Here is a 12,706-nt window from a genome sequence, read left to right as displayed (position 1 = left end):
AGGTGATGATATGAGAATAGGGATCCTCTTCCCTGTCGTTATTTTTATAACGGCAGTCGTGTTTCTGGCATGGTTTTTTGTCGGTGGTTACGCTGCACCGGGGGCATAAATGAGAAAAACCACGCTCATTATGTTAATCATCGCCATTGTGGCCTTTGCTGGCACGCAGCTTGGCTGGTGGTGAACCCGTGATGTAAAAAGGCCGCCATCCGGCAGCCTTTTTTAACGTTTCAGTTTTAGCTTTTGATCTTTCTGTAGATAAACAGCACAACCAGCGCGCCGATCACCGCAACCGCAAAGCTGCCGAAGTTAAAGCCATCTACTTTCCCGAAGCCGAACAGCGTACTGATCCAGCCGCCGACTACCGCGCCGACAATACCCAGTATTACGGTGACGATAAACCCACCGCCATCTTTGCCCGGCATGATCCACTTCGCCAGAATACCCGCAATAAGCCCAAAGATAATCCAGGATAAAATTCCCATAACTTTCCTCTCTGTATGGTTTTTGTCATTAAATCAACGACACAAAAAAGGATAGCACAGGATTTGAGAAAGGAAATTTGTGATAAGCCTCACACTGACCGGATGCGCATTTTGCCATCAAAATGCCCTTCCCCAGGAAATGTGGGGTTGCATCTTTTGTTGAGAAAGATTATCTTTCTCAATGCTGAATAGTTGAGAGAAATACTCAGGTATTCAGTACGACATTGCTCACATTGCTTCCAGTATTTCTTGCCCACGCTTTCGTGGGCTTTTTTTTGGGTTATACCCCAACAAAAGCGTGCCGGTTACGGCCTCCGCGTTTTGCCTGATAGAGCGCCTGGTCCGCGGCAATAATAATATTCTGCTGACTGCCCGCGATGTCGACAGCACGCGCAGTGGAGATGCCTACACTTACCGTGACCCGCCCAAAAGGACTGAACGCGTGTTCAATGTGGAGTGAGAAGACATTGCGAATAATCGCCTGTGCAAGGCGGAGCGCCTCCTGGATATCCGATTCAGGCAATATCAATGCAAACTCCTCCCCGCCATATCGCGCCACAAGCTGGTTGTCGCGAGTGAGGCTTTCCCTGAGGCAGTTTCCCAGTAATGCCAGACACCTGTCCCCTTCCGGGTGACCATAGTTATCGTTGTACTTTTTGAAGTAGTCCACATCCACGAGGAGGAGCGAAATAGGCGCGTCCTCTGCCGCACACGTCGCGATATCGGAGAGAATTTTTTCATCGAAAATACGTCGGTTATAAAGCCCAGTCAGGGCATCCTCCGAGGCAATAATCTTTAGCGCTTTGTTATCCCGTGTTTTTCTGGATAAGTCGGAATACAGGAAATAAGACGCCACGATGAGTATCGCGGTAAAAACGAAAATAAGTAAGGCAAGCTGAATCGCCTGCTTGCGCCAGGGGGAAAGGGCTTCATCCGCGCTGACCGCCACCGTCGTGACCAGTCCGTAGCGGCTGTTTTTCTCATAGGCATAAATGCGTTCGATTTTATCAAACCGGGAAACGGAGCTGGCTATCCCTGTATTTTGTACTTTTAGGTATTTCCTGAAGAGAGGGGAATCTGAAAAAATCGTACCGATATAGGTATTCTTAAAGGGGTAGCGAATCAGTAAAACGCCTCTTTGTGTCGTTAAGCCAATAACGCCCGCGTGTCCGATATTGATCTGTCCATAAAGGGTCAGAAAGTTTTCGATACCCAGCGTCACCACCACGACGCCGTTAAATGCCCCCGTGTGAGTCTCAAGGCGTCGGCTTATGGTAATAACCCATTTACCATTGGTTCTGCTTATCACTGGCTCGCCAATAAATATCTGCTGGCTTTTATTTTCCTTGTGATAGACAAAGAATGACCGGTCCGCGCCTTTACGGGGACCTGCAAAAGTTTCGTGCAAGGCGGTGAAGATATCCCCCTGCGCATCATAGACAACCACATTATTAATCTGGGTAAGAAGGTTATCCTGATTGCTTATCATTCGCTGAATATTGATCGCCTGTTGCGGGGTCATGCCATAAATTTCAAGGGTGTCGGAAACGGTGGTAATCAACATTTCACTTTGGCGTATGATCCCTTCTGTATAGACATTCAGGGTATGGCTCAGGTTGGCAACGCTGGTATTGATCTGCTGGATTGACTGCTGTCGGGACGTTGCAATCTGCACGGCAAGCGACAATGAAATGATCAACGAGACAATGATGACGGTAATGGTTGTTGTGTAAAAAGTATTTTTGACATGCACGAGCTTTTCCACCTTATCACGCCTGACATCCCTGGCTGACAACTCTTGTCACTGTAACAAAGCTCAGGTTAAGAGGAAAATGAATTGCACTTAAGCATAGTTCATCCGCCTGGATTAGGCTGACTACCCATATTATCAGGCTTGTAGCAAGCCCAGCCTGTGATAAGATTTGAAAAATCAGGGAGCGGACAAGGTATCTGGAAAATGAAAAAGATCGTTGCCGTTACTATCGTTTCAGCGTTTCTGGTCTTTCTGTCTCTCTATACGGTCAATGCGGTTATCATGGGCCAGCAGAAAAGCAAACTGCGTGAGATTTCCCAGACCCTTTTACAGTATTCAGAAGGCCTGTCTCAGAGCGTGGCGCAGACACTCAAAGGCCTGACCACTCAGGGATGCGACAAAGCCAGCCTTGATCGCTACAGACAGATTAAGCTCGACAGCCTTTATTTTGCAGACATCGGTTTTATAGAGCAGGGAAAAATAATCTGTACCGCTTTTTGGGGAAAACTCGCTAACCCTGTCCCCCTGCCGGCAGAGCTCCATAAAACACCCAGAGGATTCCTGCTCGCGCAATTTTCCAGAAAAGATTTTTTCACGGGCAATGCGGCCATCTACAATAATCTTATTATCTTCTCCTCCCGCTACGCTTACGATAAATTCACCCCGGTTACTAACAATTACTCACTCAGCGCAACCACCAAAGACTTTGCCAGAATATTTTTTTCAGCAACCCATGAGGTAAAAGAACAGGATGGGGTACATTCCACGTTATTTACCCTCACCCTCACAGAGTGCAGCGCTTCCTGGGATTTGTGCGTCATTGTGAAGCATCACCATGCAGGACTGGCCTCGTTATCTCCCGCGGTGTTTGCCTTTCTCGTGGCTATTTTATGTTTTATCTGGATTGCAATAACGTTATTTTTCTTTCGACTCAATGAAGACCGCTTTTCACTGGAACGGACGTTGGTTAAAGCCGTCTTAACCAACACTATTGGCGTTCACTACCAGCCCATAATTCGCATTCAGGATAGCAAAATAGTGGGCGTGGAGGTTTTATCGAGATGGCGCGACGCAAAACACGGTGACGTCTCGCCGGAATTGTTTATTCCATTAATCCAGAAAATTGGTTTGTATAAAAAATATTATACCCATATTCTTGAGAAATCCCTTAAGGACATCGCACCGCTGGTGCTTAAGCATCAGCTGGTCGTTTCGCTCAATGTTGGTCGAACGGAAATTGAAGATGGACAATTTATCAGCATTTTGCGCCGTGGATGTTTAGCCAACAACATTCCGCTGTCTCTGGTAAAAGTCGAGCTCTCTGAAAAAGCCGTTTCCACCGCGAATATTCTGGAGGGCTTCTGTCAGAAGTTAAAATCCCTTGGTGTCAGAATATCCATTGATGACTTCGGTGTGCAAAACTCCAACCTGGCCAGGCTTTCGCTTCTTGAATATGATGAGATCAAAATCGACAAGTCGCTGGTCGATGGCATCAGTGAGCATTATAAGCAGAACATTTTTGTGATCTTTAGCGACGCCCTCGCAAAACTGAATAAAACGCTGGTTTTCGAAGGCGTTGAGAACGAAATACAATTCCGCTTTATTGCTGAACGATATCCTGAGGCTCTGGTTCAGGGATGGTATTTTTCAAAATCTGTTTCCCGCCGTGAGCTTGCGAAGCGGCTCCTGGGTCTGGCGCGGTAGGCTATTCATTTCCCCACTGATTAAGGAAGTTCGCAATATCATCAATACGTTCAGCATGAACCCCGGCTTCACGCGCCATCTCTTGCTGAGCTTCCTCATCAATCTCCTCATTATTTGATAACCGCGTGAGCAGCAGCTGGAAATAATGCGCCAGTGGGTCCTGCTCTGACTCACTGACAGGCTTTGCGGCTTCCGTCGCGTATTCTTCGACGATGTCATAATACTTCAATGGGATGTCGTTATTCATAACTGTCTAAACCTCTCAGGATGAAGTCACAAGTATATCGGACGACGCACGGTTGACCAACGCGTTGCTTCAGATAAGCAGCGCAAGCAGGGCGGCAAGCGCAGGTAAAGCCTGAACATACAGAATCTTCCGGCTGGCGGTCACTGCGCCAAAGAGACCGGCAATCAGCACGCAGGCCAGGAAGAAGATGGCCACATGAACACCCTCTTCACCGAGCCAGAGGCTCCAGAGCAAACCCGCCGCAAGAAAACCGTTGTATAGCCCCTGATTCGCGGCCAGCGCGCGGGTTTCACGCGCAAATTCCGGGCTGAGATTAAACGCCTTATGCCCGGTTCTGGTGTCCCACAGGAACATTTCCAGCACAAGGATGTAAAGATGGATAAATGCAACGACAGCGATAAGAACAGTGGCTAGCATCGTGTTATTTCCTGCAGGCAGAGGCAAAAAAAACGGGAACCCTCAGGCCCCCGCTCTTGTTTAACCCAGAGTCTGGATTACATGTTCGCGATGATCGCGTCGCCAAACTCTGAACATTTCAGCAGTTTAGCGCCTTCCATCAGACGTTCGAAATCGTAAGTTACGGTTTTGGCGTTGATCGCGCCTTCCATACCTTTCACGATCAGGTCTGCGGCTTCGAACCATTCCATATGACGCAGCATCATCTCTGCGGACAGGATGATAGAGCCTGGGTTCACTTTGTCCTGACCTGCATATTTAGGAGCAGTACCGTGGGTCGCTTCGAACAGAGCGCACTCGTCACCGATGTTTGCACCAGGGGCGATACCGATACCGCCAACCTGTGCTGCCAGGGCGTCAGAGATGTAGTCACCGTTCAGGTTCATACAGGCAATCACGTCGTATTCAGCAGGACGCAGCAGGATCTGCTGCAGGAACGCATCGGCGATCACATCTTTAACGATGATCTCTTTGCCGGTGTTCGGGTTCTTGATCTTCTGCCACGGGCCACCGTCGATCAGCTCACCGCCGAACTCTTCTTTCGCCAACTGGTAACCCCAGTCTTTGAAGGCACCTTCGGTGAACTTCATGATGTTGCCTTTGTGAACCAGAGTCACAGAGTCACGGTCGTTGGTGATCGCGTATTCGATAGCCGCGCGCACCAGACGTTTAGTCCCTTCTTCGGAGCATGGCTTGATGCCGATACCGCAATGTTCAGGGAAGCGAATTTTCTTCACGCCCATCTCTTCGCGCAGGAATTTAATCACTTTTTCTGCGTCTGCAGAGTCTGCTTTCCACTCGATGCCCGCGTAGATGTCTTCTGAGTTTTCGCGGAAGATAACCATATCGGTCAGTTCAGGGTGCTTAACCGGGCTTGGGGTGCCCTGATAGTAACGCACCGGACGCAGACAGACGTACAGGTCCAGCTCCTGACGCAGTGCCACGTTCAGGGAGCGGATACCGCCGCCGACTGGGGTGGTCAATGGGCCTTTGATAGCAACGCGGTAGTCGCGGATCAGGTCCAGCGTTTCTGCTGGCAGCCAGACGTCCTGGCCATAAACTTGAGTCGATTTCTCACCGGTGTAAATTTCCATCCAGGAAATTTTACGCTCGCCTTTGTAGGCTTTCTCAACAGCGGCATCAACCACTTTCAGCATTGCCGGGGTAACGTCTACACCGATACCGTCACCTTCAATGAACGGGATAATCGGATTGTGAGGAACGTTAATCTTGCCGTTTTGCAGGGTGATCTTTTTACCTTCCGCCGGAACAACTACTTTGCTTTCCATTAACCTCTCCTTCGAGCGCTTCTGGTTGTTACTGATCTTATGTTAATAAATTGTAATGAGCCCTTCGATAGTACCTGAATGTCCTGCGCCATGAAAGGTCTTCGTTATTAGGCTATAATGCGGCAATTGATAACGCCTGAAAATACCATGAAGAAAACTTCTTTTACAAAACACCGGGTTGAGCGATTCAGCTCGCGACAAGCCGCCAGAAGACCGCAAGAAACCCAGCCGAAGCGGGTTATTTTGTTCAATAAACCCTACGATGTTTTGCCGCAGTTCACCGATGAGGCCGGACGCAGCACGCTGAAGGATTACATTCCCGTTCAGGGCGTTTACGCCGCCGGGCGTCTGGACCGGGACAGCGAAGGACTTTTAGTTTTAACCAACGACGGCGCTCTGCAGGCAAAGCTCACACAGCCGGGAAAACGCACGGGCAAAATTTACTTCGTGCAGGTCGAAGGCGAACCGGACGAAGAAACGCTGGAGAAATTACGCCGTGGCGTAACGCTGAACGATGGCCCAACCCTGCCTGCAGGTATTGAACGCGTGGATGAGCCGGAGTGGCTATGGCCGCGCAATCCGCCCATCCGCGAACGCAAATCCATTCCGACAAGCTGGCTCAAAATCACCCTTTATGAAGGCCGCAACCGTCAGGTTCGGCGCATGACCGCTCACGTCGGCTTCCCTACTCTGCGTCTGATTCGCTACGCCATGGGCAGCTATACCCTGGAAACGCTGGCAAACGGTGAATGGCGAGACGTTACCGCTTAAGGAGTCACTATGTTTAAACCTCATGTTACGGTCGCCTGCGTGGTCCACGCCCAGGGTAAATTCCTTGTGGTCGAAGAGAGCATTAACGGTAAAGCGCTGTGGAACCAGCCAGCCGGGCACCTTGAAGCCAATGAGACCTTACTGCAGGCAGCAAAACGCGAGCTGTGGGAAGAGACCGGCATACACGCTGAACCCCAGCACTTTATCCGACTGCATCAGTGGATTGCGCCCGATAGCACCCCGTTCCTGCGCTTCTTGTTTGCCGTCGAGCTTAGCGAAATGTGCGCCACAGAGCCGCAGGATGACGATATCGACCGCTGCCTTTGGGTGACTGCCGAGGAGATCCTTAACGCGCCAAACCTGCGCTCGCCGCTGGTTGCGGAAAGCATTCGCTGCTGGCAGTCTGCTGGCCGCTTACCGCTGGAAGTCATCGGCGCATTTAACTGGCCGTTTACAGAGGGTGCCAATGGTGGGGGGGCGTGATAGAATACGCCGCCTTGAAGTTCAATGTCGTGAGTATTCCATGTCAGATAACAGCCAGAAAAAAGTGATCGTCGGCATGTCCGGCGGTGTCGATTCCTCCGTTTCCGCCTACCTGTTACAGCAACAGGGCTATAAGGTGGAGGGCCTGTTCATGAAGAACTGGGAGGAAGATGATGGCGAGGAATACTGCACTGCCGCTGCGGATCTCGCCGATGCGCAGGCCGTGTGCGATAAGCTCGGCATTGAACTGCACACCGTTAACTTTGCTGCAGAATACTGGGATAACGTCTTTGAACTGTTCCTGGAAGAGTACAAAGCGGGGCGCACCCCGAACCCGGATATTCTGTGCAACAAAGAGATCAAATTTAAAGCCTTCCTGGAATTCGCTGCGGAAGATCTGGGCGCAGACTACATTGCGACCGGCCACTACGTGCGTCGTGCAGATGTGAATGGCAAAAGCCAGCTGCTGCGCGGCCTGGACGGCAACAAAGATCAGAGCTACTTCCTTTATACCCTGAGCCACGAACAGATCGCCCAGAGCCTGTTCCCGGTTGGCGAGCTGGAAAAGCCGCAGGTACGTAAAATCGCGGAAGAGCTGGACCTGATCACCGCGAAGAAAAAGGACTCTACCGGCATCTGCTTCATCGGTGAGCGCAAATTCCGTGATTTCCTTGGCCGCTACCTGCCTGCACAGCCGGGTAAAATTGTCACCGTTGATGGCGATGAGATCGGCCAGCACCAGGGGCTGATGTACCATACTTTAGGCCAGCGCAAAGGTCTGGGTATCGGTGGAACCAAAGATGGCAGCGAAGATCCGTGGTATGTGGTCGACAAAGATGTCGAAAACAATATTCTGGTTGTCGCCCAGGGGCACGACCATCCGCGTCTGATGTCCGTTGGCCTTATCGCGCAACAGCTGCACTGGGTCGATCGCGAGCCGCTGAAAGGCACGCTGCGCTGCACGGTGAAAACGCGCTACCGTCAGACCGATATTCCTTGCACCGTTACCGCGCTCGATGACGAACGCATTGACGTGCGTTTTGACGAGCCGGTTGCCGCCGTCACCCCGGGTCAGTCTGCTGTCTTCTACAGCGGCGAAATCTGCCTGGGCGGCGGGATCATTGAACAGCGCCTGCCGCTGCCCGCTGTTTAACAGAGTGCACACATAAAGGAGACCATGTGGCGAAGAACTACTACGACATCACCCTGGCGCTGGCAGGAATTTGCCAGTCTGCCCGTCTGGTGCAACAGCTGGCGCATCAGGGTCATTGCGATGCCGATGCCCTGCACGTTTCACTCAACAGCGTTATCGACCTTAACCCCGGTTCAACTCTGGGTGTATTTGGTGGGAGTGAAACCAATCTTCGTCTCGGTCTTGAAACCCTGCTTGGCGTGCTTAACGCCAGTAGTCGTCAAGGGTTAAACGCAGAACTGACCCGTTACACCTTAAGCCTGATGGTACTTGAGCGTAAGTTGAGCGCGGCGAAAGGCGCGCTCAATACCCTGGGCGATCGTATCGGCGGGCTCCAGCGTCAACTCGACCATTTTGATCTGCAATCCGAAACGCTGCTGAGCGCGATGGCCGGTATTTACGTTGATGTCATCAGCCCGCTGGGCCCACGTATTCAGGTCACCGGATCCCCTGCCGTGCTGCAAAGCCCGCAGGTGCAGGCAAAAGTACGTGCGTCCCTGCTGGCAGGGATCCGCGCCGCCGTGCTGTGGCATCAGGTTGGCGGTGGCCGTCTGCAGTTAATGTTTTCTCGTAATCGCCTGACCACTCAGGCAAAACAAATTCTTGCTCATTGTTAACCTCCCGGAGTTGCGAATTATGGAATTATCCTCACTGACCGCCGTATCCCCTGTCGATGGACGCTACGGCGATAAAGTCAGCGCGCTGCGCGGGATCTTCAGCGAATATGGTTTGCTGAAGTTCCGTGTTCAGGTTGAAGTACGCTGGCTGCAGAAGCTGGCCGCCCAGGCAGCAATCAAGGAAGTTCCTGCTTTTGACGAAAAGGCAAACGATTACCTTGATAAAATCGTTGCTGAGTTTAGCGAAGAAGATGCCGCGCGCATTAAGACCATTGAACGCACCACCAACCACGACGTGAAAGCGGTTGAGTACTTCCTGAAAGAGAAAGTGGAAAGCGTCCCTGCCCTGCACGCGGTGTCAGAGTTCATTCACTTCGCCTGTACCTCTGAAGATATCAACAACCTGTCTCACGCGCTGATGCTCTCTACCGCGCGTAAAGAGGTTGTGCTGCCTTACTGGCGTAAGATCATCGACGCGGTGAAAGCGCTCTCCGTGGAATACCGCGACATTCCGCTGCTTTCCCGTACTCACGGCCAGCCAGCCACCCCTTCCACCATGGGTAAAGAGATGGCAAACGTGGCGTACCGCATGGAGCGCCAGTACCGTCAGCTTGAGCAGGTTGAAATTCTGGGCAAAATCAACGGCGCGGTCGGTAACTACAATGCCCACATCGCCGCTTACCCGGAAGTGGACTGGCACCAGTTCAGCGAAGAGTTCGTGACCTCTCTGGGTATTCAGTGGAACCCGTACACCACCCAGATTGAGCCGCACGACTATATCGCCGAACTGTTTGACTGCATCGCGCGCTTTAACACCATCCTGATCGACTTCGATCGTGACGTGTGGGGCTACATTGCGCTTAACCACTTCAAGCAGAAAACCATCGCCGGTGAAATTGGTTCTTCCACCATGCCGCATAAAGTGAACCCAATCGACTTCGAAAACTCCGAAGGCAACCTGGGCCTGGCGAATGCGGTGCTGCAGCATATGGCGAGCAAACTGCCGGTATCCCGCTGGCAGCGTGACCTGACCGATTCCACCGTGCTGCGTAACCTGGGCGTGGGCATTGGCTACGCGCTGATCGCTTACCAGTCCACCCTGAAAGGCGTGAGCAAACTGGAAGTGAATCGCGATCGTCTGCTGGACGAACTGGATCACAACTGGGAAGTGCTGGCGGAGCCGATTCAGACCGTGATGCGTCGCTACGGCATCGAAAAGCCGTATGAAAAACTGAAAGAGCTGACTCGCGGCAAGCGTGTAGATGCTGAAGGCATGAAACAGTTTATTGACGGTCTGGCACTGCCAGAAGAAGAGAAAACGCGCCTGAAAGCCATGACGCCGGCGAACTACATTGGCCGCGCCATTACCATGGTCGACGAGCTGAAGTAACACCCCTTCCCCCCTTTCCGCCCGGAAAGGGGGTTGCTTTTCCCCGGTTTACTGAATGTTTATCCCCACGGCAACATAATCAGCGTTAAACTATTCGTACTACATATTCTGGGAGAAAAGATGATGCGCGTACTGGTTGTTGAGGATAACGCATTGCTACGCCACCACCTGAAGGTTCAGCTTCAGGAGATGGGACATCAGGTGGACGATGCTGAAGATGCAAAAGAAGCCGATTATTATCTCAATGAACATCTGCCGGATATCGCCATTGTCGATTTAGGCTTGCCTGATGAAGACGGTCTGTCGTTAATTCGTCGCTGGCGCAGCCATGATGTTTCTCTCCCGGTGCTGGTTCTGACCGCCCGCGAAGGCTGGCAGGACAAAGTTGAAGTGCTCAGCGCCGGTGCGGATGATTACGTCACCAAGCCGTTCCATATTGAAGAAGTGGCTGCGCGAATGCAGGCGCTATTACGCCGCAACAGCGGGCTGGCTTCACAGGTTATCTCCATCCCGCCTTTCCAGGTGGATCTCTCCCGACGCGAGCTCTCGATTAACAATGAAGTGATCAAGCTGACCGCATTCGAATACACCATCATGGAAACGCTGATCCGTAACAGTGGCAAGGTTGTGAGCAAAGACTCCTTAATGCTCCAGCTCTACCCGGACGCGGAGCTGCGCGAGAGCCATACTATTGATGTGCTGATGGGGCGTTTGCGTAAGAAAATTCAGGCGCAGTACCCGCAGGATGTGATCACGACCGTCCGCGGCCAGGGCTACCTGTTTGAATTACGCTAAATGAGACAGATTTTGCGCCATATACTGCCCCTCTCACTGCGGGTTCGTTTTTTGCTGGCAACGGCCGCAGTGGTGCTGGTGCTGTCGCTCTCCTACGGTATGGTCGCCCTGGTGGGTTACAGCGTCAGCTTCGATAAAACGACTTTTCGACTGTTACGTGGCGAAAGTAATCTGTTTTACACTCTGGCGAAATGGGAAAACAACCGTATCAGCGTTGAAATGCCCGAGAACCTGAATCAACAGAGCCCTACTTTAGCCCTGATTTACAACGAAAAAGGGAAGTTGCTGTGGGCGCAAAGAGATATCCCGTGGCTGGTTAAAAGCATTCGTCCGGAGTGGCTTAAAACCAATGGTTTTCATGAGATAGAAGCCGATCTTAACACCACCAGCTCGCTGATTCGCGAAGATCGCTCTATGCAGCAGAAACTCAATGAAATCCGCGAGGATGATGCCGAAACGGAGATGACGCACTCCGTGGCGATTAATATCTACCCGGCGACGATGAACATGCCGCAGCTGACCATTGTGGTGATCGACACCATTCCTGTCGAGCTCAAGCGCTCCTACAGGGTCTGGAGCTGGTTCGTTTATGTTCTGGCCGCTAACCTGCTGCTGGTAATCCCGCTGCTTTGGGTGGCGGCGTGGTGGAGCTTGCGCCCCATTGAATCCCTGGCGCGAGAGGTGCGCGAGCTTGAGGAACACCATCGCGAAAAACTCAATCCGGAAACCACCCGTGAGCTGACAAGTCTGGTACGTAATCTCAATCGCCTGCTGAAAAGTGAACGTGAACGCTATGATAAGTACCGTACAACTCTGACTGACCTCACTCACAGCCTGAAAACACCGCTGGCCGTGATGCAAAGTACCCTGCGTTCAATGCGCAGTTCAAAGCTGAGCGTTGATGATGCCGAGCCGGTGATGCTGGAGCAGATCAGTCGAATCTCACAGCAAATTGGCTATTACCTGCACCGCGCCAGTATGCGTTCCGGCAGCGCGCTTCTGAGCCGCGAGCTGCACCCGGTGGCACCGCTGCTGGATAATCTTACGTCCGCCCTCAACAAGGTGTACCAGCGTAAAGGGGTGAACATCAGCCTCGATATCTCGCCTGAGATAAGCTTTGTCGGCGAAAAGAATGACTTCATGGAAGTCATGGGCAACCTGCTGGATAACGCCTGTAAATACTGCCTGGAGTTTGTGGAAGTGTCTGCGCGTCAGACGGATAACGAGTTACATATTATCGTTGAAGATGATGGCCCGGGGATCCCGCGCAATAAACGTGATGTGGTGTTCGATCGCGGCCAGCGCGCCGATACGCTGCGCCCCGGCCAGGGGGTGGGGTTAGCCGTCGCACGTGAAATTGTCGACCAGTACGATGGAAAAATTGAAACCAGCGAAAGTTTGCTGGGCGGCGCCAGAATGGAAGTGATTTTTGGTCGCCAGCAGCCCACATCGAACGATAGTTAACCCGTTATGTGAAAAATGCGAGGATCTCGCAGCCGGGGGGCTGAGCTTCCGTTATAATCC

14 protein-coding genes are annotated in these 12,706 nt (G+C 51.9%); 9 read left to right on the top strand and 5 right to left on the bottom strand.

The features are described 5' to 3' along the window. The first annotated feature begins 10 nt into the window (after positions 1–10). Positions 11–109, top strand: a complete 99-nt coding sequence (locus L3068_RS08785) for a YoaK family small membrane protein (protein WP_014883431.1) — start codon at positions 11–13, stop codon at positions 107–109. Positions 110–236: 127 nt separating this feature from the next. Here the strand turns inward: L3068_RS08785 and L3068_RS08780 are convergent, their stop codons facing one another. Both L3068_RS08780 and L3068_RS08775 read right to left on the bottom strand, forming a co-directional pair. Beyond that, complete coding sequence (locus L3068_RS08780) at positions 237–485, bottom strand: GlsB/YeaQ/YmgE family stress response membrane protein (RefSeq protein ID WP_008500746.1); 249 nt, start codon at positions 483–485, stop codon at positions 237–239. Positions 486–765: 280 nt separating this feature from the next. Next, a complete protein-coding gene (locus L3068_RS08775) occupies positions 766–2,250 on the bottom strand; it encodes a sensor domain-containing diguanylate cyclase (RefSeq protein WP_232947883.1) in 1,485 nt (494 codons plus the stop codon). 192 nt (positions 2,251–2,442) lie between these two features. On the opposite strand from L3068_RS08775, the gene L3068_RS08770 reads away from it, so the two are divergent. After that, on the top strand, positions 2,443–3,942 hold the full coding sequence (locus L3068_RS08770) for an EAL domain-containing protein (protein WP_059371998.1): 1,500 nt from the start codon (positions 2,443–2,445) through the stop codon (positions 3,940–3,942). Between the two features lies 1 nt (position 3,943). On the opposite strand, the gene L3068_RS08765 is transcribed toward L3068_RS08770, so the two are convergent. The 3 genes from L3068_RS08765 to icd all read right to left on the bottom strand — a co-directional run bounded on the left by L3068_RS08765 (position 3,944) and on the right by icd (position 5,934). After that, positions 3,944–4,189 carry a DUF2543 family protein gene (locus tag L3068_RS08765; RefSeq protein ID WP_014883428.1) on the bottom strand — a complete coding sequence of 82 codons (246 nt, stop codon included), beginning with the start codon at positions 4,187–4,189 and terminating at the stop codon, positions 3,944–3,946. A gap of 69 nt (positions 4,190–4,258) precedes the next feature. After that, positions 4,259–4,606 carry a DUF1304 domain-containing protein gene (locus L3068_RS08760; protein ID WP_047344171.1) on the bottom strand — a complete coding sequence of 116 codons (348 nt, stop codon included), beginning with the start codon at positions 4,604–4,606 and terminating at the stop codon, positions 4,259–4,261. A gap of 77 nt (positions 4,607–4,683) precedes the next feature. Beyond that, the gene (gene icd / locus L3068_RS08755; protein ID WP_014883426.1) at positions 4,684–5,934 is read right to left on the bottom strand and encodes an NADP-dependent isocitrate dehydrogenase; all 1,251 of its coding nucleotides are present in this window, start codon (positions 5,932–5,934) and stop codon (positions 4,684–4,686) included. Between the two features lie 117 nt (positions 5,935–6,051). Between icd and rluE the strand changes: the two genes are divergently transcribed. The 7 genes from rluE to phoQ all read left to right on the top strand — a co-directional run bounded on the left by rluE (position 6,052) and on the right by phoQ (position 12,646). Then, positions 6,052–6,705 (top strand): 23S rRNA pseudouridine(2457) synthase RluE, encoded by a 654-nt coding sequence (gene rluE / locus L3068_RS08750; RefSeq protein WP_071922335.1) that lies wholly within the window; start codon positions 6,052–6,054, stop codon positions 6,703–6,705. 9 nt (positions 6,706–6,714) lie between these two features. Next, on the top strand, positions 6,715–7,188 hold the full coding sequence (locus L3068_RS08745; protein WP_014883424.1) for an NUDIX hydrolase: 474 nt from the start codon (positions 6,715–6,717) through the stop codon (positions 7,186–7,188). Positions 7,189–7,228: 40 nt separating this feature from the next. Then, on the top strand, positions 7,229–8,341 hold the full coding sequence (gene mnmA / locus L3068_RS08740) for a tRNA 2-thiouridine(34) synthase MnmA (protein ID WP_025204436.1): 1,113 nt from the start codon (positions 7,229–7,231) through the stop codon (positions 8,339–8,341). A 26-nt stretch (positions 8,342–8,367) separates the two neighbouring features. Continuing rightward, positions 8,368–8,997: a high frequency lysogenization protein HflD gene (hflD, locus tag L3068_RS08735; protein WP_014883422.1), complete on the top strand. Its 630-nt coding sequence runs from the start codon at positions 8,368–8,370 to the stop codon at positions 8,995–8,997. Positions 8,998–9,016: 19 nt separating this feature from the next. Further along, the gene (gene purB / locus L3068_RS08730; RefSeq protein ID WP_014883421.1) at positions 9,017–10,387 is read left to right on the top strand and encodes an adenylosuccinate lyase; all 1,371 of its coding nucleotides are present in this window, start codon (positions 9,017–9,019) and stop codon (positions 10,385–10,387) included. A gap of 123 nt (positions 10,388–10,510) precedes the next feature. Continuing rightward, the gene (gene phoP, locus L3068_RS08725; RefSeq protein ID WP_014883420.1) at positions 10,511–11,182 is read left to right on the top strand and encodes a two-component system response regulator PhoP; all 672 of its coding nucleotides are present in this window, start codon (positions 10,511–10,513) and stop codon (positions 11,180–11,182) included. Next, positions 11,183–12,646, top strand: coding sequence for a two-component system sensor histidine kinase PhoQ (gene phoQ / locus L3068_RS08720; RefSeq protein ID WP_014883419.1), 1,464 nt, complete (start codon positions 11,183–11,185; stop codon positions 12,644–12,646). It begins immediately after the preceding gene. The last annotated feature ends 60 nt before the right edge of the window (positions 12,647–12,706 follow it).

It is taken from the genome of Enterobacter cloacae complex sp. ECL414 (assembly GCF_021869685.1).
Classification (GTDB): domain Bacteria; phylum Pseudomonadota; class Gammaproteobacteria; order Enterobacterales; family Enterobacteriaceae; genus Enterobacter; species Enterobacter kobei.
Note: the sequence above shows the minus strand (reverse complement) of the source record. Positions and strands in the feature narration are given on the sequence as shown.

What these genes read in the sequence shown, in the direction of transcription:
- mnmA (WP_025204436.1), top strand. Translation starts at nt 7,229, where the DNA reads ATGTCAGATAACAGCCAGAAAAAAGTGATCGTCGGCATGTCCGGCGGT.
- L3068_RS08745 (WP_014883424.1), top strand. Translation starts at nt 6,715, where the DNA reads ATGTTTAAACCTCATGTTACGGTCGCCTGCGTGGTCCACGCCCAGGGT.
- L3068_RS08765 (WP_014883428.1), bottom strand. Translation starts at nt 4,189, where the DNA reads ATGAATAACGACATCCCATTGAAGTATTATGACATCGTCGAAGAATAC.
- L3068_RS08770 (WP_059371998.1), top strand. Translation starts at nt 2,443, where the DNA reads ATGAAAAAGATCGTTGCCGTTACTATCGTTTCAGCGTTTCTGGTCTTT.
- L3068_RS08780 (WP_008500746.1), bottom strand. Translation starts at nt 485, where the DNA reads ATGGGAATTTTATCCTGGATTATCTTTGGGCTTATTGCGGGTATTCTG.
- icd (WP_014883426.1), bottom strand. Translation starts at nt 5,934, where the DNA reads ATGGAAAGCAAAGTAGTTGTTCCGGCGGAAGGTAAAAAGATCACCCTG.
- rluE (WP_071922335.1), top strand. Translation starts at nt 6,052, where the DNA reads ATGCGGCAATTGATAACGCCTGAAAATACCATGAAGAAAACTTCTTTT.
- L3068_RS08760 (WP_047344171.1), bottom strand. Translation starts at nt 4,606, where the DNA reads ATGCTAGCCACTGTTCTTATCGCTGTCGTTGCATTTATCCATCTTTAC.
- phoP (WP_014883420.1), top strand. Translation starts at nt 10,511, where the DNA reads ATGCGCGTACTGGTTGTTGAGGATAACGCATTGCTACGCCACCACCTG.
- phoQ (WP_014883419.1), top strand. Translation starts at nt 11,183, where the DNA reads ATGAGACAGATTTTGCGCCATATACTGCCCCTCTCACTGCGGGTTCGT.
- purB (WP_014883421.1), top strand. Translation starts at nt 9,017, where the DNA reads ATGGAATTATCCTCACTGACCGCCGTATCCCCTGTCGATGGACGCTAC.
- L3068_RS08785 (WP_014883431.1), top strand. Translation starts at nt 11, where the DNA reads ATGAGAATAGGGATCCTCTTCCCTGTCGTTATTTTTATAACGGCAGTC.